General features: G+C 64.6%; 18 protein-coding genes. 12 read left to right on the top strand and 6 right to left on the bottom strand.

The features are described 5' to 3' along the window. Positions 1-52: 52 nt before the first annotated feature. From QSV46_RS17110 to QSV46_RS17090, 5 genes are all read left to right on the top strand, one after another. Entirely contained in the window at positions 53-322 is a 270-nt protein-coding gene (locus QSV46_RS17110) for a GlsB/YeaQ/YmgE family stress response membrane protein (RefSeq protein ID WP_018321362.1), read from the top strand. Positions 323-585: 263 nt separating this feature from the next. Further along, complete coding sequence (locus QSV46_RS17105; RefSeq protein WP_314953078.1) at positions 586-2,334, top strand: type I secretion system permease/ATPase; 1,749 nt, start codon at positions 586-588, stop codon at positions 2,332-2,334. After that, the gene (locus QSV46_RS17100) at positions 2,331-3,665 is read left to right on the top strand and encodes an HlyD family type I secretion periplasmic adaptor subunit (RefSeq protein ID WP_314953077.1); all 1,335 of its coding nucleotides are present in this window, start codon (positions 2,331-2,333) and stop codon (positions 3,663-3,665) included. Before QSV46_RS17105 ends, QSV46_RS17100 begins: the two co-directional genes overlap by 4 nt. Before the next feature lie 161 nt (positions 3,666-3,826). Beyond that, complete coding sequence (locus tag QSV46_RS17095) at positions 3,827-5,296, top strand: AMP nucleosidase (RefSeq protein WP_314953076.1); 1,470 nt, start codon at positions 3,827-3,829, stop codon at positions 5,294-5,296. Between the two features lie 76 nt (positions 5,297-5,372). Beyond that, positions 5,373-5,648 (top strand): DUF1488 family protein, encoded by a 276-nt coding sequence (locus QSV46_RS17090; protein WP_314953075.1) that lies wholly within the window; start codon positions 5,373-5,375, stop codon positions 5,646-5,648. A 173-nt stretch (positions 5,649-5,821) separates the two neighbouring features. On the opposite strand, the gene QSV46_RS17085 is transcribed toward QSV46_RS17090, so the two are convergent. Then, complete coding sequence (locus QSV46_RS17085) at positions 5,822-6,304, bottom strand: CinA family protein (RefSeq protein ID WP_314953074.1); 483 nt, start codon at positions 6,302-6,304, stop codon at positions 5,822-5,824. Positions 6,305-6,449: 145 nt separating this feature from the next. Here QSV46_RS17085 and QSV46_RS17080 point away from each other — a divergent pair, with 145 nt between their 5' ends. From QSV46_RS17080 to QSV46_RS17070, 3 genes are read left to right on the top strand one after another with little or no spacing between them, the layout of a single operon-like run. After that, a complete protein-coding gene (locus QSV46_RS17080) occupies positions 6,450-7,508 on the top strand; it encodes an amidohydrolase family protein (RefSeq protein ID WP_314953073.1) in 1,059 nt (352 codons plus the stop codon). Positions 7,509-7,533: 25 nt separating this feature from the next. After that, on the top strand, positions 7,534-8,643 hold the full coding sequence (locus tag QSV46_RS17075) for an amidohydrolase family protein (protein WP_314953072.1): 1,110 nt from the start codon (positions 7,534-7,536) through the stop codon (positions 8,641-8,643). Then, positions 8,643-9,056: a Rieske (2Fe-2S) protein gene (locus QSV46_RS17070; protein ID WP_314953071.1), complete on the top strand. Its 414-nt coding sequence runs from the start codon at positions 8,643-8,645 to the stop codon at positions 9,054-9,056. The genes QSV46_RS17075 and QSV46_RS17070 overlap by 1 nt, the downstream gene beginning before the upstream one ends. Positions 9,057-9,176: 120 nt before the next feature. On the opposite strand, the gene QSV46_RS17065 is transcribed toward QSV46_RS17070, so the two are convergent. Together QSV46_RS17065 and QSV46_RS17060 are read right to left on the bottom strand one after the other, a co-directional pair. Further along, a complete protein-coding gene (locus tag QSV46_RS17065; protein WP_314953070.1) occupies positions 9,177-10,499 on the bottom strand; it encodes an MFS transporter in 1,323 nt (440 codons plus the stop codon). Between the two features lie 142 nt (positions 10,500-10,641). After that, a complete protein-coding gene (locus QSV46_RS17060; protein WP_314953069.1) occupies positions 10,642-11,535 on the bottom strand; it encodes a transcriptional regulator GcvA in 894 nt (297 codons plus the stop codon). Between the two features lie 110 nt (positions 11,536-11,645). Between QSV46_RS17060 and QSV46_RS17055 the strand changes: the two genes are divergently transcribed. Then, the gene (locus QSV46_RS17055; RefSeq protein ID WP_314953068.1) at positions 11,646-11,849 is read left to right on the top strand and encodes a DUF1127 domain-containing protein; all 204 of its coding nucleotides are present in this window, start codon (positions 11,646-11,648) and stop codon (positions 11,847-11,849) included. A gap of 69 nt (positions 11,850-11,918) precedes the next feature. Further along, on the top strand, positions 11,919-12,542 hold the full coding sequence (locus QSV46_RS17050; RefSeq protein ID WP_314953067.1) for a GNAT family N-acetyltransferase: 624 nt from the start codon (positions 11,919-11,921) through the stop codon (positions 12,540-12,542). Between the two features lie 138 nt (positions 12,543-12,680). On the opposite strand, the gene QSV46_RS17045 is transcribed toward QSV46_RS17050, so the two are convergent. Both QSV46_RS17045 and QSV46_RS17040 read right to left on the bottom strand, forming a co-directional pair. Further along, positions 12,681-13,511 carry an enoyl-CoA hydratase gene (locus QSV46_RS17045; protein ID WP_314953066.1) on the bottom strand — a complete coding sequence of 277 codons (831 nt, stop codon included), beginning with the start codon at positions 13,509-13,511 and terminating at the stop codon, positions 12,681-12,683. 132 nt (positions 13,512-13,643) lie between these two features. Next, positions 13,644-14,345 carry an SDR family NAD(P)-dependent oxidoreductase gene (locus tag QSV46_RS17040; RefSeq protein WP_314953065.1) on the bottom strand — a complete coding sequence of 234 codons (702 nt, stop codon included), beginning with the start codon at positions 14,343-14,345 and terminating at the stop codon, positions 13,644-13,646. A gap of 223 nt (positions 14,346-14,568) precedes the next feature. Between QSV46_RS17040 and QSV46_RS17035 the strand changes: the two genes are divergently transcribed. Together QSV46_RS17035 and QSV46_RS17030 are read left to right on the top strand one after the other, a co-directional pair. Continuing rightward, the gene (locus tag QSV46_RS17035) at positions 14,569-16,353 is read left to right on the top strand and encodes an acyl-CoA dehydrogenase family protein (RefSeq protein WP_314953064.1); all 1,785 of its coding nucleotides are present in this window, start codon (positions 14,569-14,571) and stop codon (positions 16,351-16,353) included. A 45-nt stretch (positions 16,354-16,398) separates the two neighbouring features. Beyond that, on the top strand, positions 16,399-17,487 hold the full coding sequence (locus QSV46_RS17030; protein WP_314953063.1) for a Zn-dependent alcohol dehydrogenase: 1,089 nt from the start codon (positions 16,399-16,401) through the stop codon (positions 17,485-17,487). Positions 17,488-17,533: 46 nt separating this feature from the next. Here the strand turns inward: QSV46_RS17030 and QSV46_RS17025 are convergent, their stop codons facing one another. Further along, positions 17,534-19,006, bottom strand: a complete 1,473-nt coding sequence (locus QSV46_RS17025) for an amidase (protein WP_314953062.1) — start codon at positions 19,004-19,006, stop codon at positions 17,534-17,536. Between the last annotated feature and the right edge of the window lie 128 nt (positions 19,007-19,134).

Below are 19,134 nucleotides of genomic sequence, written 5' to 3'. Positions count from 1 at the left end.
ATTCATCCCGGTTCCCGTTCCATGCGGCCGTTCAGGGAGAGGGATCTGACTTATGTACATTTCCAACGAAGGCCTGCTTGTCATCCTGTTCGTCGGCCTCGTCGCCGGCTGGCTCGCCGGCAAGGTGGTGCGCGGAACCGGCTTTGGCATCATCGGCGACATCGTGGTCGGCATCGCGGGCGCGCTGGTGGCGAGCTTTCTGTTTCCCAAGCTTGGCATTCGTCTCGGCACCGGCCTCGTGTCCGAGATCGTCTATTCCGCCATCGGCGCGGTCATCCTGCTCCTGGTGGTGCGACTGGTACGCGGCGGCGGCCGGTTCTAGCCGCCGCTTTTGCCCGGTCGATCGGCACTTTCCGCCTCTCCCAGCCCAGGGAGAGGCACGATCTCTGCCATAAAAAGCCGCAAAAGACTGTGAAATACCGGACTTGCGCACGGGGCTATCAGGGGTAGATGTGGCCCATCAGGGTCCTGGATTAATTCGCTGTGCCTGTCGCAGGTGAGAACACGATGTTAATCCGGGGCGAGTATCCCTGAATTGCCTTTGAAATCAGGGGCTTTGCCCCTTACCCGAAAGAGATCAGACTGATGGCAGCCGTACCTGGCGTCCGCCGTTCAGAGCTCGGTGACGCCTTGCGCGCTTGTCGCACGGCGTTCGTCGGCGTGGGCTTGATGAGCTGCATGATCAACCTGCTCTATCTGACCGGGTCGATCTTCATGCTGGAGGTCTACGACCGCGTGCTGCCGAGCCGCAGCATTCCAACCCTCGTCGGCCTGATCATCCTCGCCAGCTTCCTCTATATGGCGCAGGGCGTGCTCGACATGATCCGCAACCGGATCCTGGGGCGGATCGGTACGGCACTTGATGAGGCCCTCAACAAGCGCGTGTTCGACACCGTCGTGCGCCTGCCGCTTCTGGTCGGCAGCCGCAACGAGGGCCTGCAGCCGCTGCGCGATCTCGACAATGTCCGGTCCTTCCTCGGTGGCATGGGCCCGAGCGCGTTCTTCGACCTGCCCTGGCTGCCGCTCTACCTCGCCATCTGCTTCGCCTTCCACGTCATGATCGGCGTGACCGCCTTGGTCGGCGCCATCATCCTGGTCGGGCTGACTGTCCTCACCGAGTTCCTGTCTCGCCAGCCGGCGCGGGATGCGATGGGCCTTGCCGCCCAGCGCAACGATCTCGCTGCTTCCAGCCGCCGCAATGCCGAAGTCATGGTCTCGATGGGCATGACCGGCCGGATGAACCAGCGCTGGAGCGAGGCCAACGAAAAATATCTCGACGGCAACCAGCGTGCGAGCGACGTCGCCGGTGGCCTCGGCGCGGTCGCAAAAGTGCTGCGCATGATGCTGCAATCGGCCGTGCTCGCGGTCGGAGCCTATCTCGTCATCCACCAGGAGGCGACCGCCGGCATCATCATCGCCGGCTCGATCCTCTCTGCCCGTGCGCTGGCGCCGGTCGATCTCGCCATCGCGCACTGGAAATCCTTTGTCGCCGCACGTCAGAGCTGGCAGCGCCTTACGCGCCTGCTGGAGCAGATGCCGGCGCCGACCATGCCGACCCAGTTGCAGGCGCCCACCAGCCGGCTCTCGGTCGAAGGCATCGCCATGGTGCCGCCGGGCGATCAGCGCCTCATCGTCCAGGACATCACCTTTGCGCTCGAAGCCGGCACCGGCCTCGGCGTGATCGGGCCGAGCGGTTCCGGCAAGTCGTCGCTGATCCGCGCACTGGTCGGCGTCTGGCAGCCGGTGCGTGGCAAGGTGAGACTCGACGGCGCGGCGCTCGATCAATGGTCGTCGGACATGCTCGGCCGCCACATCGGTTATCTGCCGCAGGACGTCGAGCTGTTCGGCGGCAGCATCGCGCAGAACATCAGCCGCTTCGATCCCGAGGCGACCTCTGACGGCATCATCGCCGCGGCGAAGGAAGCCGGCGTGCACGAGATGATCATCAAGATGCGCGAGGGCTACAACACGCAGGTTGGTGAGCAGGGCACCTCGCTTTCCGCAGGCCAGGCGCAGCGCGTGGCGCTGGCGCGCGCGCTCTACGGCAATCCGTTCCTGATCGTGCTCGACGAGCCCAACTCCAATCTCGATACCGAGGGCGACGAGGCATTGACCCGCGCCATCCGCTCCGCGCGCGAGCGCGGCGCCATCGTCATCGTGGTGGCGCACCGGCCGATCGGCGTCGAGGCGGTCGACCAGATCCTGGTGCTGCGCGACGGCCGCATGCAGGCGTTCGGACCGAAGGAGCAGATCCTCGCCCAGGTGCTCCAGCCGCGTGTGACGCCACCGGCGCCGATCAAGATCGTCAGCGAAGGCGGAGTGGCCAAGTCATGAGCACGATGGCGATTGGCGGCGGCAAGCCCGCTGCGAAGAAGACCGTGCGGCAGTCGATCCAATTTCACCTGATGCTCGGGCTCGGGATCGTGCTGGTTCTCGTCGTCGGTCTCGGCGGCTGGGGATCGACGGTGCTGATCTCGGGCGCGCTGATCGCGCCGGGCCAGATCGTGGTCGAGTCCAACGTCAAGAAGGTGCAGCACCCGACCGGCGGCGTGGTCGGTGAATTGCGCGCCCGCGATGGCGATTTGGTCAAGGCCGGCGACATCGTGATTCGGCTCGACGACACCGTCACCAAGGCCAACCTCGCCATCGTCACCAAGAATCTCGACGCCGCGCTGGCGCGGACGGCCCGGCTCCAAGCCGAGCAGCGTGGTATCGACACGATCGAGTTCCCGCAGCAGCTGATTGATCGCGCCAAGGACCCTGACGTCAATGTGCTGCTCTCTGCCGAGACCAAGCTGTTCGACGTCCGCGTCAATGGCCGCGCCGGCCAGAAGGCGCAGCTTCGCGAGCGCATTCAGCAGCTCAACGAGGAGATCCAGGGCCTCTCCGCACAGGAGAAGGCCAAGGACAAGGAAATCGCGCTGGTGCAGCAGGAACTCGTCGGTGTACGCGATCTCTATGAGAAGCGTCTGGTGCAGATCTCACGCCTGACCACGCTCGAGCGCGACAGTGCCCGCCTCAACGGCGAGCGTGCCCAATACATTGCCGCGCGGGCACAGGCCAAGGGCAAGATCACCGAGACCGAGCTCCAGATCATCCAGGTCGACAAGGACATGGTCAGCGAGGTCTCCAAGGATCTCCGCGAGACCAATGACAAGATCGGCGAAATGGTCGAGCGCAAGGTTGCAGCGGAGGATCAGCTTCGTCGCGTCGACATCCGCGCGCCGCAGGACGGCATGGTGCTACAATCGACGGTGCACACCGTCGGCGGCGTCGTCACCGCCGGCGACGCGCTGATGCTGATCGTGCCGCAGGCCGACGATCTCCAGGTCGAGGCCAAGGTCAATCCGGTCGATATCGACAAGCTCCAGATCGGCCAGAAGACGCTGCTGCGCCTCTCCGCCTTCAACCAGCGCACCACGCCCGAGCTCAGCGGCGTCGTCAGCCGTGTCTCGCCCGACGTCACCACCGACCAGCGCACCGGCCAGAGCTACTACACCATCCGCGTCTCGATGCCGGCGGAAGAGGTCGCCAAGCTCGGCGAGGTCAAGATGATCCCCGGCATGCCGGTGGAGGCGTTCGTCCAGACCGGCGACCGCACCATGTTGTCCTATCTGATGAAGCCCCTGCACGACCAGCTGATGCGGGCGTTCCGCGAGAGATGACGCGCGTAAGCGCGGCATCCCGCCCGTCATTGCGAGCGTAGCGAAGCAATCCAGTCTGTCCCCGCGGCGACATTTCTGGATTGTTTCGCTGCGCTCGCAATGACGGGTGGGCTGCCAGTTTGCTATACTGCGATTGCAAACAGCAACCCGGCGGTCGAACCATGCAATCCCCACCCTCCATCGCCACCGAGTCCTTCTCCGACGCCGGCCTTGCCGTCGCCCGCCTCGAGGAGATCTACGAGCGCAACACAAAGTTCCTGCGCGACCGGTTCGAGGCCTACGTCGGCGGCGAGGCGATCACGACGCGGGTGCGGGCCTATTATCCCTTCGTCCGCGTCACCACCGCGACGCATGCACGGCTGGACTCGCGTCTCGCTTACGGCTTCGTCGCACGGCCCGGTGTGCATGAAACCAGCGTGACCAGGCCGGATTTGTTCCGGACCTATCTCACCGAGCAGATCGGATTGCTAATCCAGAACCACGGTGTCCCGGTCGAGATCGGTGAGTCCAGCGAACCCATCCCCGTCCACTTCGCCTATCGCCGCGACATCAACATCGAGGCTGCCATCACCACCAGCGAGAATTCGCCTGTGGTGCGATCGTTGCGCGACGCGTTCGACGTGCCTGATCTCGCCACCATGGACGATTCCATCGCCGACGGCACCTTCGAGCTTCAGCCTGGCGCGCCCGAGCCGTTGTCGCTGTTCCGCGCCGCCCGCGTCGACTATTCGCTGCGCCGGCTCTATCACTACACTGGCACCGACCCCGAGCATTTCCAGAACTTTGTCATCTTCACCAACTACCAGTTCTATGTCGACGCCTTTGCGCAGCTCTGCCAGCAGCGGCTCCAGTCCGGCGAGGCCGGCCTTGAAGCCTTTGTCGCGCCCGGCAATGTGATCACGCGCAACGGCGGTGCAACGAGCGGGGTGGCGCCCGTCCGCGCGCCGCAGATGCCGGCCTTCCATCTGGCCGCGCCCGGCTATCGCGGCATCACCCTGATCAATATCGGCACCGGCCCGTCGAATGCGCGCAACGTCACCGACCACGTCGCGGTGTTGCGCCCCCATGCTTGGCTGATGCTCGGCCATTGCGCGGGCCTGCGCAACACGCAGCGGCTCGGCGACTACGTTCTCGCCCACGGCTATGTGCGCGAGGACCATGTGCTCGACCGCGAGCTGCCGCTGTGGGTGCCGATCCCGGCGCTGGCCGAAATGCAGGTCGCGCTCGAGGAGGCGGTCGAGGACGTCACCGGCCTCGAAGGCTTTGAGCTCAAGCGGCTGATGCGCACCGGCACCGTCGCCAGCGTCGACAACCGCAACTGGGAAATCTCGGGGCCCGAGGTGATCCGCCGCATGTCCCAATCGCGTGCGGTCGCGCTCGACATGGAATCGGCTGCGATCGCCGCCAACGGCTACCGCTTCCGCGTCCCCTACGGCACGCTGCTCTGCGTTTCCGACAAGCCGCTCCATGGCGAGATCAAGCTCGCAGGGATGGCCAGCGAGTTCTACCGCCGCCGCGTCGGCCAGCATCTCGAGATCGGCCTGAAGGCGCTGGAGCGGCTCAAGCAGCAGGAATCGGAACGTCTGCATTCGCGAAAGCTCCGCAGTTTTGCCGAAGTTGCGTTCCAGTAGGAGCGATCCTTCCGCTGTTCGCTGCTGGCAGGGCGGGGATATTCAGCATCGGCGCGGGGCCGACCGGACTGTTTCAATGCCGCTCATGCGCGACAGGATCATCGGCCACGACCTCGAACGGCTGGCCTTCCGCTTCACCATGCTGAGCGGCGACGAGGTCGTGCAATGCCAGATCAGCGATGCCGCGATGGACGAGCTTGCAGGCATGCAGGGTACCGAAAGCAGCGCGCGGCAGGCGCAGTTCCTGTCCCTGCGCGAGACCGTCGAGCGGATCGCGTCGGATCTCTACGACGAGGCGCCGCGGTTCAGGGGCTATGTGGTGCGGATTTTCATGCGGCATTTGGGGCGGTGAGGGTCCCCAATTTCTCCGCGGTCATGCGCCGGCTTGACCGGGGCATCCAGTACGCCGTAGCCAATCGATTCAATCACAATCGTCTCGGAATACTGGATCGCCCGGTCAAGCCGGGCGATGACGGCGGTGTTTGTGGTTAGAACGACCCGAGTCACTGGCACCGTCGATGTTGCTCACTCCTCCAGCTTCTTCAGCAACAGCTTCAGCGCCGTCGCCGCAAACACCTGCATGTTGCCAAGCCGGTCATTGCTGCCCGTCTCCAGCGTGATCACCTCCGCCGCAGGTCCAGCGACCGCCATGCAGCTATGGCCGGCGGCATCGCCGTAGCGGTTGCCGGTCGGGCCGGCTGCACCGGTTTCGGAGAGGCCCCAGTCCGAGCCGAAGCGGCCGCGCATCCGTTCGGCCAATAGTTTTGCGTAGGGCTCCGACGAGGAGCGAAAGCCCTTCATGCCTTCATCCGAAATATCCATCAGCACGCGCCTGGCATCGCGGGTGTAGACCACGCCACCGCCGAGGAAGTAGGCGGATGCGCCGGGCACCGCGAGCAGGCTGGCCGAGATCAGGCCGCCGGTCGAGGATTCGGCCACAGCAATGGTCTGTTTGCGCGCGATCAGTTGGGCCGCGACCCGTTCCGCAATGCTGACGAGCTCTTTCATTCCTTCAACCTCTCATTCCCCGCAACCGAGATGCGCCTTCTTAGCATACGGTGGCCTGCTTGGCCGAGTTGCGGGCGACGGGCAGGCCTGCTTGAATGGTGGGCACAAGAAGAGACATGCGAGGAAACGTGAGAAGGGAGACGTCATGGCGTCCCTGATCGCCGGCGGGGTGGATTGCGATGTGCATCCGGCCGTGCCGCATCTGACCAGCCTGCTGCCGTATCTGAACGACTATTGGCGCGATCAGGTGACGACGCGCGGCATGGTCGACCTTGTCTCACAATCCTATCCGCAGAACTCACCGATCACGGCGCGTCCCGATTGGCGCCCCGAGACCTGCAAGCCCGGCGAAAGGCTGGAGGACATGCAGCGCCATGTGCTCGATCCCTTCCAGCTGAGTTACGCCATCTGCAATCCGCTCTACGGCGTGCAGATGGTGTTTTCGGAAGATTTGCAGGCCGCCTTCTGCCGCGCGCTGAACGATTGGCTGGTGAAGGAATGGCTCGATCGCGACAAGCGGCTGCGCGGCTCGATCGTGATCCCGACGCTACGCGTCGAGAAGGCGGTCGCCGAGATCGAGCGCTGCGCGCAGGACCGGCGCTTCGTGCAGGTCTTGATGCTGGTGATGGGCGATACGCCGCTCGGCAAGCGCGCGCTGTGGCCGATCTATGAAGCTGCGGAACGCCTGGAACTTCCGGTCGGCATCCATGCCGGTTCCGCCTATCACAATCCGCCAACCGCGGTGGGCTGGGGTTCCTACCACATCGAGGATTATGTCGGTCAGGCCCAAGCGTTCCAGACCCAGCTCACCAGCCTGATCGTCGAGGGCGTGTTCGCCAAATATCCGCGGTTGAAGATGGTGATGCTGGAATCCGGCGTCTCCTGGATCTCGCCCTATCTCTGGCGGCTGCACAAGTTCTGGCGCGGGGTACGAATGGAGACACCCTGGGTCGATCGCGCGCCGCTGGAGATTGTGCGAAGCAACATCCGCTTCTCGTTACAGCCATTTGATGCGCCGCCAGATGACGCGACATTAATTCGCCTGTTTGATCATATGCAGTCGGACGAATTGGTCGTATTCTCCACTGACTATCCGCACTGGCAATTCGATGGCCAGGACGCGCTGCCGGAGGGCCTCACCCCCGATCTCGTGCGCAAGATCATGATCGACAATCCACATGCGACCTATCCCCGCCTGACGTGAGCCCGCTGCCAAAGGAGGCAAGGCGATGAATATCCAGTTTCGCGAGAGCCAAGACGCCGCTTCCCCGCTGACCGTCAAAACCGCGATCGCGGACTGCGATATCCATCCGGCACGCGCCACCCGCACCGAGCTCTATCCTTACCTGGCCAAACGCTGGCAGCATCATCTCGAAGTCTACGGAGTCCATGCCTATCAGGGCATGATGGAAGGGCCGCCCTATCCGAAGGCGCAGCCCAACGCCTCGCGCCGCGATGCTTATCCGCCGGAGGGTGGACCGCAAGGCTCTTCGTTGTCTTTCATGCAGAAGCAGCTGCTCGACCCCAACAACGTGCAGCTGGGCGTGCTCAACCCGCTCAACACCGGGCAGGGCATCCGCAATCACGAGCTCTCGGCTGCGCTGTGTTCGGCGATCAACGACTGGCAGATCGACAAATGGACCAGCAAGGACAAGCGGCTCAAGGCGTCCATCGTCGTCGGCAATGAGGACGGGCTGTCGGCCGCCGCCGAAATCCGCGAGCGCGCCGGCGACAAGAACTTCGTGCAGGTGCTGCTGCTCAGCCGCAATGTCGAGCCGCTCGGCCAGCGCCGCTACTGGCCGATCTACCAGGCCGCGGAAGAGGCTGGCCTTCCGATCGGCGTCCATGCTTTTGGCTTCGGCGGTAATCCGATCACGCCGTCGGGCTGGCCGAGCTACTACATTGAAGAGATGGTCGGCCACTCGCAGTGCCAGCAATCGGCGCTGGCAAGCCTGGTGCTCGAAGGCGTGTTCGAGCGCTTTCCGAAATTGAAGATGGTGATGATCGAGGCCGGCTTCGGCTGGGCCCCGTTGCTCGCCTGGCGGCTGGACAAGGTCTGGCAGCGCCTGCGCAGCGAGGTGCCGCATGTGAAGCGCCCGCCATCCGAATACATTCGCGAGCAGGTGTGGTGGACCACGCAGCCGATGGAAGATCCGGAGCGGCGCGAGGACCTGTTCGACGTCATCAAGTGGATCGGCTGGGATCGCCTGCTGTTCGCGACGGACTATCCGCATTGGGATTATGATGAGCCGTCGCGTGTGCTGCCGGCTGGCGTGAGCGAGGCCAATAGCCAGGCGTTCTATCTGGGCAATGCGCGCAAGCTGTACGGGATGAGTTGATGGCGCGGCATGTGATTGCCGCGGTTGATGAGCTCCCGCCGGGCACGCGAAAATTTCTGGAGATCGACGGACGGCCGATTGCGGTCTTCAACATCAACGGTGAGTATTTCGGCCTGATGAACCGCTGCCCGCATCAGGGCGCGGCGCTGTGCGAGGGCCCGCTGATCGGTTTTGCGCAGTCAAAGGATCCGGGCGAGATCGAGTACACGAAACTGGGCGAGATCATCCGCTGCCCTTGGCACGGCTGGGAATTCGACATTCGCACCGGCCAGTCCTATTGCGATCCCCGCCGCTTCCGCGTGAAGGCCTATCCGGCCCATGTCGAGCCGGGCGCGAGCGTGGTGAAGGGGCCGTATGTCGCGGAGACCATCCCGGTGAAAGTCGAGAGCGATTACGTGGTGGTGGAGTTGTAGTCTCTCCACCGTCATTCCGGGGCCATGCGAAGCATCGAGCCCGGAATCCATTGTGCGGCAGGAATGCTGGGAGAAATGGATTCCGGGCTCGCCCTTTGGGCGCCCCGGAATGACAGCGAGCTAATGCCCCGCCACCGGCTCGGCCACCGCGTCATATGTCGGCACCGTCTTGCCACCGCGATACACCGTCGAGGCCGCGATGATACCGAGCAGCGCCGCAAGCATCAGCCAATAGCCGGGCGAGGCCTTGTCGCCGGTGTGCTCGATCAGCAAGGTCGAAGCGAACGGCGTGAAGGTGCCGAACAGCGCTGCAGCGAGCGCGAAGGCGAGCGAGAAGCAGGTGGTGCGGACGTGCGCCGGCACGATCTCGACGAGAGCGCCGAGCATGGTGCCGCTGTAGACGCCGAAATAGAACGAGAACATCATCTCCACGGCGAGCAGTTTGCCGAAGCTCGGCGCGGCCACCAGCCAGTGCAGCGCCGGATAGGCCGTCACCAGCGCAAGGCCGGCGATGGCGAGCAGCACCGGCTTGCGGCCGATGCGGTCGGACAGCGCGCCGCCGACCGGATTCCAGAAGAAGTTGGTGACGGCGACGAGGAGCGTGACCAGCAGCGCGTCCTGTGTCGACAGTTTCAGCACGGTCTTGCCGAAGGTCGGCGTGTACACGGTGACGAAGTAGAACGTCGTCGTCGTCAGGATCGCGATCATCATGCCGAGCAGGACGATGCGCCAGTTGGAGAGCGCGGAGGCGAACACTTCGTTTGCGGTCGGATGCTTCTTCATCGCGAGGAAGGCCGGCGTCTCCTCCAGCGTCCGCCGCAGGAAAAAGATCAGCGGGATGATCATGCAGCCGACGAAAAAGGGAATGCGCCAACCCCAGGCGGCGACGGTGTCGGCCGGCATCACCTCGGAGAGGATGAAGCCGAGGATCGAGGCCACGAAGATCGCGACCTGCTGGCTCGAGGACTGGAACGAGGTGTAGAAGCCTCGATTGCCGGGCGTCGAGATCTCCGCAAGATACACCGACACGCCGCCGAGCTCGACGCCGGCGGAGAAGCCCTGCAGCAAACGGCCGATCAGCACGATCACGGGTGCGGCGATGCCGATGCTCGCATAGCTCGGGCAGAACGCGATCACCACCGTGCCGATCGCCATGATGGCGAGCGTGACGATCAGGCCCTGGCGGCGGCCGATGCGGTCGATATAGGCGCCGAGCACGATCGCGCCGACGGGACGCATCAACGCGCCGAGCCAGAACACGCCGAAGGTGTTGAGCAGCGATGCCGTCTCGTCGGTCGAGGGAAAGAACGCCTTGCCGATTGCGGCGGCATAGAAGCCGAACAGGAAGAAGTCGAATTGCTCGAGGAAATTGCCCGACGTGGCGCGCAGGATCGCGCCGATGCGCGACTTGATCTCGGGCGGATTGGTTGCTGATCCAGCCATGAATTGACTCCCCTGAAAGGCGTGGCCGGACCGGAACTGAGTTCACGGCAAGGCGACAGATTGATGCTGCGACAATCTGTCATACCCCTCTCGCGCGGGACGTTGGGAGTCAATCGAATTTGCCGGGAAAACTGATGATTTTTCAGGCTTTATTCTGCGTTGCAGCAATCATCCACTCGCGGAATGCAGCCAGCTTGGGCGCCTCGCGCCGGCCCTCCGGCGCGACCAGATAGAAGCCGGCATCGGCCGGCAGCGCGATCTTGAAGGGCACCACGAGCCGGCCCTTGGCGATGTCGTCCTGGACGTAGGAGGTCCGCCCCATCGCCACGCCGATGCCGTCGATCGCGGCCTGCACCGTCATGAAGGTCATGTCGAAGGTGATGCCCGGCTGCCGTGAGATGCCGGCAGGCAGGCCTGCCGCAGTCAGCCATAGGCGCCAGTCGTCGCTGTTGTTGGTGTGCAGCAGCACATGGTCTTTGAGGTCCTCGGGCGTGCGCAGCAACTTGGTGCCCCGGAGCAGCGAGGGGCTGCACACCGGAAACAGCTCGTCCGCCATCAGCCAGTCGGCGCGCAGGCCCGGCCACTGGCCGCGCCCGTAGCGGATCGCGGCATCGACATTGTCGCGCTGAAAGTCGACGAGGCTGGTCGAGGTGGTGATGCGGACGTCGATGCCGGGATGGCTCTCCTGGAAATCGGTCAGCCGCGGCAGCAGCCATTTTGCCGCGAGCGAGGCCAGCGTCGAGACCGTCAGCACCTTGTCGTCGTCCCGGCGCAGCAGCCGGTCGGTGGCGAGACGGAGGTCGTTGAACGCGGCGCGGACGCCCGGCAGATAGTCGCGCGCCTCCGGCGTCAGCGCCAGCGCGCGGTTCTGGCGGATGAACAGGCGGATGCCGAGCTCCTCCTCGAGCCGCCGGATCTGATGGCTGATCGCGGTCTGGGTCACGTTCAGCTCGGACGCCGCCAGCGTGAAGCTGAGATGGCGCGCGGCGGCCTCAAAGGCCCGCAATCCGTTCAGGGAGGGTAATCTGGCAGTCATCGGGCAGCAGGATGCATGAGCTTATTTCATGCGAAAGGGTACAAAATGTCGTTTGTCGCAGTGCACTAAGAAGCAGATATTGGCGGTCAAGTTAGCTCAAGGAGCTGAAAATGTCTACGTTGACCCAGAATTCGATGACAAATGATCATGCGCCAGGCCTGCTCCAGCAGATCGGCGAGAGCCTCCATGTCTGGCATGAGCGCTACCGGACCCGTCGCGAGCTGGCGCAATGGAGCAGCCGCGATCTCAACGACGTCGGGCTGTCCTGGTCGGACATTGCCGTCGAGGCAGAGAAACCCTTCTGGCGGGCCTGATCGGCCGCCAGGCCGGCGCCGCCTGATCACAGGGGCGCCGGCGGTCCCCCTCCGTCTCGAGCACGTGTGATGAGCACCCTCCGCCTGGAAGATTTGAAGCAATATTCGGACGTGCTGCGGACCCGGCACGGCGAGCCGATCAACGTTCGCTTCGTGGAGCCGCGCGACACCGAAGAGCTTCAGCACTATTTCCGCTCGCTCTCGACTCGCTCTCGCTACAACCGCTTCTTCGGTGCGATCAGTGAACTGCCGAAGGGCCTGCTGAACGACTTCCTTCAGGTCGGCGAGCGCGAACGGTTCACGGTCGTCGCGACCAAGATGGTCGATGGCTTCGAGACCATCGTCGCCGAAACGCGCTACGCCTTGCATGCCGAAACCGCAACACTCGAGTTCGGCCTGTCGGTCGACGACCGCTGGCAGGGCCACGGCATCGCGAGCGTGCTGATGAAGAATCTCGAATGCCGCGCCGCTGCGCTCGGCGCCGAGCACATGTTCGGCGACACGTTGCGATCCAACGAGACCATGATCGCGCTCGCGCGCAAATCCGGCTTCGCCTTCGTCAATCATCCGGACGACTGGAAGCTGGTGCGCTTCGACAAGGAGATCAGGCTCGCACCGAAAGACATTCCCTGCGCGAGCTGGCGCCTTGCAGCACTTTCCCGTCAGGCCGAAAGCCCCTCAGCCTCGGCCTGACATCACTGCGAGCCCGGCCTGGTGAAACCAGAGCCGGGCATTTTTTTGTAGCCTGGATGGAGCGTAAGCGTAATCCAGGATTCGCGCCACATTCGCAGCCGTCCCGGATTTCGCTGCGCTGCATCCGGGCTACTGCCCTTACTTCCCCGTGAATACCGCTTTCCGCTTCTCGATGAAGGCCTGCACGGCCTCCTTGTGATCGGCCGTCGTGGTCAAGCGGATCAATCGTTCGGCCTCATGATCGCGCGCGGTCTCGAAGTCGAATTGCAAGGCCTCGTCGAGATTGTCCTTCATGTAGCGCAGCGCGAGGCGCGGGCCTTCGGCCAGCGATTTGGCCATCGCAAATGCCTCGGCCTGCAATTTGTCATCCGGCACGACGCGGTTGACGAGACCGATCGCCTCGCAACGCGCGGCATCGACCCGATCGCCGGTGAACATCAATTCGCGCGCCCGCGCGGTGCCGATGAGCCGGGTGAGCAGCCAGGCGATTCCGTAGTCGCCGCTGAGCGCGATGCGGGCATAGCCGGCGGCAACGAAGGCCGATTGCGCGGCGATGCGGATGTCGCAGGCCATGGCGATGGCTAGTCCCGCACCGACCGCGGGGCCGGGCAGGGCGGCGATGGTCGGCTTGCGCACCGACACCAGCGCACCGGTGAGCAGCCGCTGCCGCTCCTGAAGATCGGCGACCTTGTCGTCAAAGGACATATCGAGCTTGGCCTTGTCGCGATGCGCGCCCATGCCCTTGACGTTGCCGCCGGCGCAGAACGCTTCGCCTGCTCCGGTGAGCAGCAGCGCGCCGACGCCGGGGTTCTCGCCGCAGCTGCGGATCATCGTGCGCAGGGCCGGCGTCAGCGCGTCCGACAGCGAGTTGCGCGCCTCCGGCCGGTTCAGCGTGATCACCGCGACGCGGTCGCGGATGACGCAGAGCAGTTCATTAGTGCCGGTCTCGACGGTGGTTTCCGTGGTCATTGTCGCTCCCTCTCTTTCGTCATTGCGAGCGAAGCGAAGCAATCCAGACTGCTTCCGCGGAGACATCTCTGGATTGCTTCGCTTCGCTCGCAATGACGGTTATTGTGACGTTATTGCCTCAAAATACCGCCCTCAAAACTTCTCCACCCAGGGCCGCAGCTCCAGCTCCCAGCTCCAGGCGCTGCGCGGCTGCTGCAGCACATTCCAGTAGCTCGCCGCGATTGCGTCGGGATCCAGCATCGAGTCCGGCTTGTCGGCCGGTTCGGTGCGCGCCGCGCTACGGATGCCGCCGTCGATGACGAAATGCGCGACGTGGATGCCTTGCGGCGACAGTTCGCGCGCCAAGCTCTGCGCGAGACCGCGCAGCGCGAACTTGCCCATCGCGAACGACGCCGACTGCACATAACCCTTGACGCTCGCGGATGCGCCGGTGAACAGGATCGCGCCGTGGTGGTTCGGCAGCATGCGCTTCGCCGCCTGCTGCGCCACCAGGAAGCCGCCATAGGCGCTGACCGCGATCGCCTGCGCGACGTCGGCCGGAACGAGGTCCACGAACGGCCCGCGGGTGCGGCCGCTGGCGTTGTAGACGACGACGTCGGGCGTGCCGATCTCGCGCTCGACGAGGCCGAACAGGCGCTCGACCTCGTCAGGTTCGGTGGCGTTGCAGGCATAGGCCTTGGCGCCGGTCTCGCTGCAGAGCGCGCCCAACTTCTCGATTTTGCGTGCGGCAAGCGCGACGCGGATGCCTTGGGCAGACAGCAGCCGCGCAAGCGAGGCGCTCAGGCCCTCGCCGGCACCGACGATGAGGGCGATCTTGTAGTTCGGGTGTTCCATGGCGTGATCTCTCGGGGACGGGACGCCGCTGATCTATGCATCCGCCGCGCGGACAACCAGCGGGGACAACCACAATTCCGCAGAGCGGACGGCTCCTTCGCCGCGATCATGCCTCCCTGACAATTTGCGGCTTTAACCGCATTCGCCACTGGAGCATGATCGACATCATCCAAAGCGGCAAGCACTAAAGAATTGCCGTCGGGCGGGAACGAAGAGGACGATCATGCACAAGCCGGCCACAGGTCAGCTAGAGAATGTCGCGGCCGGGCAATCCGGGCTGCTGGCCCCCGACACCACCGGCATGAATTTCTATCGGGCCGATCCGGCGCTGACGGATCTGCTGCGCATTCACTTGCCGGAGATGCTGTTCCGTCACATCGAGCCACATCTCGACCGCCTCGGCGAACTCGCAGGCGGCCCGCTCGACGACTGCGCGCGACTCGCCGACCGGCACACGCCCATTCTGCACCAGCGCGACAAGTTCGGCCGCGACGTGCAGTGGATCGAATACCATCCGGCCTATCGCGAGCTGGAGAACGCGGCGTTCGGCGAGTTCGGCATCCACGCGCTCTCGATCCGCAAGGGCATCATGGGCTGGCCGGAAAAATATCCCGTGGTGGCAAAACACGCCTTCACCTTCCTCTTCAACCAGACCGAATTCGGCATGGGCTGCCCGATCAACGTCACCGACGGCTGCGCCAAGCTGCTGGCGAATTTCGGCAGCGAGGCGCTGAAGGCGAAGTATCTCGACGGCCTCACCCAGACCGACATGAGCAAGCTGACCCAGGGCGGCCAGTTCATGACCGAGAAGGAGGGCGGCTCCGACGTCGGCACGCTGACCACGCGCGCGGTCGAGGAGGGCGACCATTGGCGGCTGTACGGCGAGAAATGGTTCTGCTCGAATGCCGACGCCAAGGTCGTGATGCTGCTGGCGCGGCCCGAAGGCGCCGGCCCCGGTACGCGCGGCGTCGGCCTGTTCCTGATGCCGCGCTTCCTCGACGACGGCGCACAGAACCACTACCGGATCGTGCGGCTGAAGGACAAGCTCGGCACCCGCTCGATGGCCTCGGGCGAGATCAAGCTCGATGGCGCGATCGCCTACGCCGTCGGCAAGCTCGACCGTGGCTTTGTGCAGATGGCCGAGATGGTGAATTCGTCGCGGCTGTCCAACGGCGTCAAATCCGCCGCGCTGATGCGGCGCGCCTATCACGACGCGATGACGGTGGCGAAGAACCGCGTGGTGTTCGGCAATCGCATCATCGACCTGCCGCTCGGACGGCGGCAGATGCTGAAAATCATGCTGCCGGTCGAGCAGGCGCTGTCGATGAGCTTCCTCACCGCGGACGCGCTCGACCGCGCCGAGGCTGGCAGCCAGGATGCGGCGGCGCTGCTGCGTATCCTCACCCCGACGCTGAAATTCCGCGCCACGCGCGATGCGCGAAAGGTTTGCGGCGATGCGCTCGAGATGCGCGGCGGCATCGGCTATATCGAGGAATTCGCCACCGCGCGGCTGCTGCGCGATGCGCATCTCGGTTCGGTTTGGGAAGGCACCGGCAACATCGTCGCCATCGATGCGCTCCGGCGCGCGGTCGGCCGTCACGGCGCGGAATCCGCGCTCGCGGCCGATCTGCACGCGCGGCTCGACGACAGCGCCTTGGTGCCGCAGGCCTGGCGCGACCGGCTGGCCGGCCTCACCGATCGCGCGGTCAGCTTTGCGCGCGAAGTTGCAGGGACTTCCGAGAACGAGGCCGATGCGCGCCGCGCCACCAGCCTGCTCTATCATGTCGCGAGCGCAGTCGCACTCGCCTGGGAAGCGCATCGCATCCACGAAATGCGCGGCGACGCACGCCGGCTGCTGTTGTCGCGCCTGGTGATCGATCATCGGGTATCGCCGAGCGATCCGTTCCGGCTGACGGAAAATGCTGCGCAGCAGAAGATCGCCGCGCTGCTGCTCGGCGACAGCTCAGCCGGCATGAGCGAGGTTGGCGAAGTTGTTCTGGCGGCGTAGGCTGCGCGCTACGATCAAACAAAAAAACACGTTAGGGAGTGTTCAATGAAGGCCGCCGTCCTCCATGAAATCAACCAGCCGCTGGTCATCGAGGAGGTCAGCCTGCCGAAGCCCGGCCCGCGCGAAGTCCTGATCCGCACCGCGGTCGCCGGCCTCTGCCACTCCGATCTGCATTTCATGGAGGGCCTTTATCCGCATCCGCTGCCTGCGGTGCTCGGGCACGAATCCGCCGGTGTGGTCGAGCAGGTCGGCTCCGATGTCACCTATGTAAAGCCGGGCGACCACGTCGTCACCTGCCTGTCCGTGTTCTGCGGCACGTGCGACAATTGCACCACGGGCCGTACCGTGCTCTGTACCGACACCACGGTGAAGATGCTGCCCGGCGTCTCCGACCGCATGCAATGGTCCAGGCCTGAGAAGCTACACCAGTTCCTCAACCTCTCGTCCTTCGCCGAGCAGATGCTGGTGCACGAGAACGCAATCGTCAAAATCAGGAAGGAGATGCCGCTTGATCTCGCCGCGCTGATCGGCTGCGGCGTCATCACCGGCTATGGCGCGGTGGTGAACACGGCAAAGGTGACGGCCGGCGAGACCGTCGCCGTGATCGGCTGCGGCGGCGTCGGCATGGCCGCGATCAACGGCGCGCAGATCGCAGGCGCGGGGCGCATCATCGCCATCGACACCAATCCGGCAAAGCTCCAACTCGCAACCAAGCTGGGCGCGACCGACATCATCAATCCCGCGGACGGCGACGTCGTGAAGCAGGTGCGCGATCTCACCAACGGCGGCGTGCATCACTCCTTCGAGGTGCTCGGCCGCAAGGAAACCGCCGAGCAGGCCTTTGCGATGCTGGCCTCGGGCGGTACCGCCACCATCGTCGGCATGATCCCGTTTGGCCAAAAGATCGAGCTGCACGGTTTTGACTTTTTGCGCGAGCGCCGGATTCAGGGCTCGTCGATGGGCTCGAACCATTTTCGCGTCGACATGCCAAGGCTGGTCGACTTCTACCTGCGCGGCCGGCTGCACCTGGAGGACTGGATCTCCGCCAAGTTGAAGCTGTCGGAGATCAACGAAGGTTTTGCCAACATGAAAGCGGGCAAGACGCTGCGCAGTGTGATCATGTTCGATAGTTGAGCGCGGATTGCTTCGTCGCAAAAGCTCTTCGCAATGACGGGTGGGCCTAATCCTCGAATGCCTTCGGCGGCACGAATCCGCCGAACTCGCGCTCGATCAGCTCGGCGAGCTTGAGCGGCGTGCGGTCCTCGAGGAAGGGGCCGATGATCTGAACACCGACCGGCAGGCCGTCCTTCGACAGGCCGAGCGGAATGGCCGTTGCCGGCAGGCCCGTCAGCGTGGCAATGCCGGGCCAGGCAAGCTGGTCCGGGTAGACGTGGTCCTTGCCGTCGATGTTGATCCGGCGCGTCTCCTGCTGCGGTGAATGATCATGGGGATAGGCCGGGGTCGGCATGATCGGGCAGATCACCGCATCGAATGTCTTGAACAATTGCCGCCATTGCGCGCGCAGTCCGGCGCGGGCTCCCTCGTCGAACACCCAGGCCTGGTGGGTGCTGGTGATGCCGCGCAGCCGCTCGGCGGCAAGGCTCTTGTCGTCGGGCGAGAGCTGCGCGGCGCCGGCGCGCGCGCCGGCAAGAACGTCCGGCGGAAGGAAGGCGCCGAGAAAGCTCATCAGCATGCGCATGTAGAGGCGCGAGGCTTCCGTGAAATCGGGAAACAGCGGGCTTTCGCGCGCGATGCTCGCGCCTGCGCGAGACAATTGTCCCGTCAGTTTCTCGATCGCGCCGCGAATATCGGCATTCGCAGGCAGCAGCGGGTGGCTGTCGATCACCAGCAGGCGGAAATCCTTCAGGGCTTGGTGCCGCGCCTCCGGCAGTGCGAGCTTGTATCCGATGCCGAGGTCCAGCGGATCGGGGCCTGCCATCACGTCCAGGAGCAGGGTCAGATCGGCTGCACTCCGCGCCATCGGACCGATCACCGCCATATCGCGGTCCATCGGGACGGCCGGAAATGGTGGCGGGGTATGTCCGCGCGTTGGACAGAGATTGTAGGTCGGCTTGTGCGCATAGACCCCGCAATGGAAGGCGGGCACGCGCAGCGAGCCGCCGATGTCCGACCCAAGCGAGAGCGGTCCGTAGCCTGCCGCGAGCGCCGCGGACGAGCCGCCCGATGAGCCGCCGGGCGTGCGGCCGAGATCGTAGGGGTTGTTGGTCGTGCCGTAGATGTCGTTGTAGCTCTGCCAGTCCCCGAGCCCGACGGGAACGTTGGTCTTGCCGAGGATGACACCGCCGGCGCTCTTCACGCGAGAGATCGACAGCGCGTCCTCCGCCGGCTTGAAATCCTTCTGCGGTGTCCAGCCCCAGGTCGTCGGCAGGCCGGCGACGTTGAAGGATTCCTTCACCGTCATGGGCAGGCCGAGCAGCGGCTTGCGCTCGCCGCGGGCCAATGCGGCGTCCGCGTCGTGCGCCGCGTTCAGCGCGCGGTCGAAATCCCTGACGCAGATGGCGTTGACCTTGCCGTCGTGCCGCTCGATGCGGTCGATCGCATCCTGCGTGAGCTCGACCGCGGAGACCTTCTTTGCGGTCAATGCGGCCGACAGTTCGACCGCGCTCTTGAAGCTCCATTCCGATCTGGCCATGACATGCTCCTGCGCTTCACCAGTGAGATGATGCGCAGTTTGGCGCAGGGCGGCAACGGCCGTTTGATGGCGATTGATGTTCAGAATTGCCGGAGGAGACACCGCTCCAGCCGCGGCGTCAGCGCCTG

Origin of the sequence: Bradyrhizobium cosmicum, from assembly GCF_032290525.1 — a bacterium.
Classification (GTDB): Bacteria; Pseudomonadota; Alphaproteobacteria; order Rhizobiales; family Xanthobacteraceae; genus Bradyrhizobium; species Bradyrhizobium cosmicum_A.
Note: the sequence above shows the minus strand (reverse complement) of the source record. Positions and strands in the feature narration are given on the sequence as shown.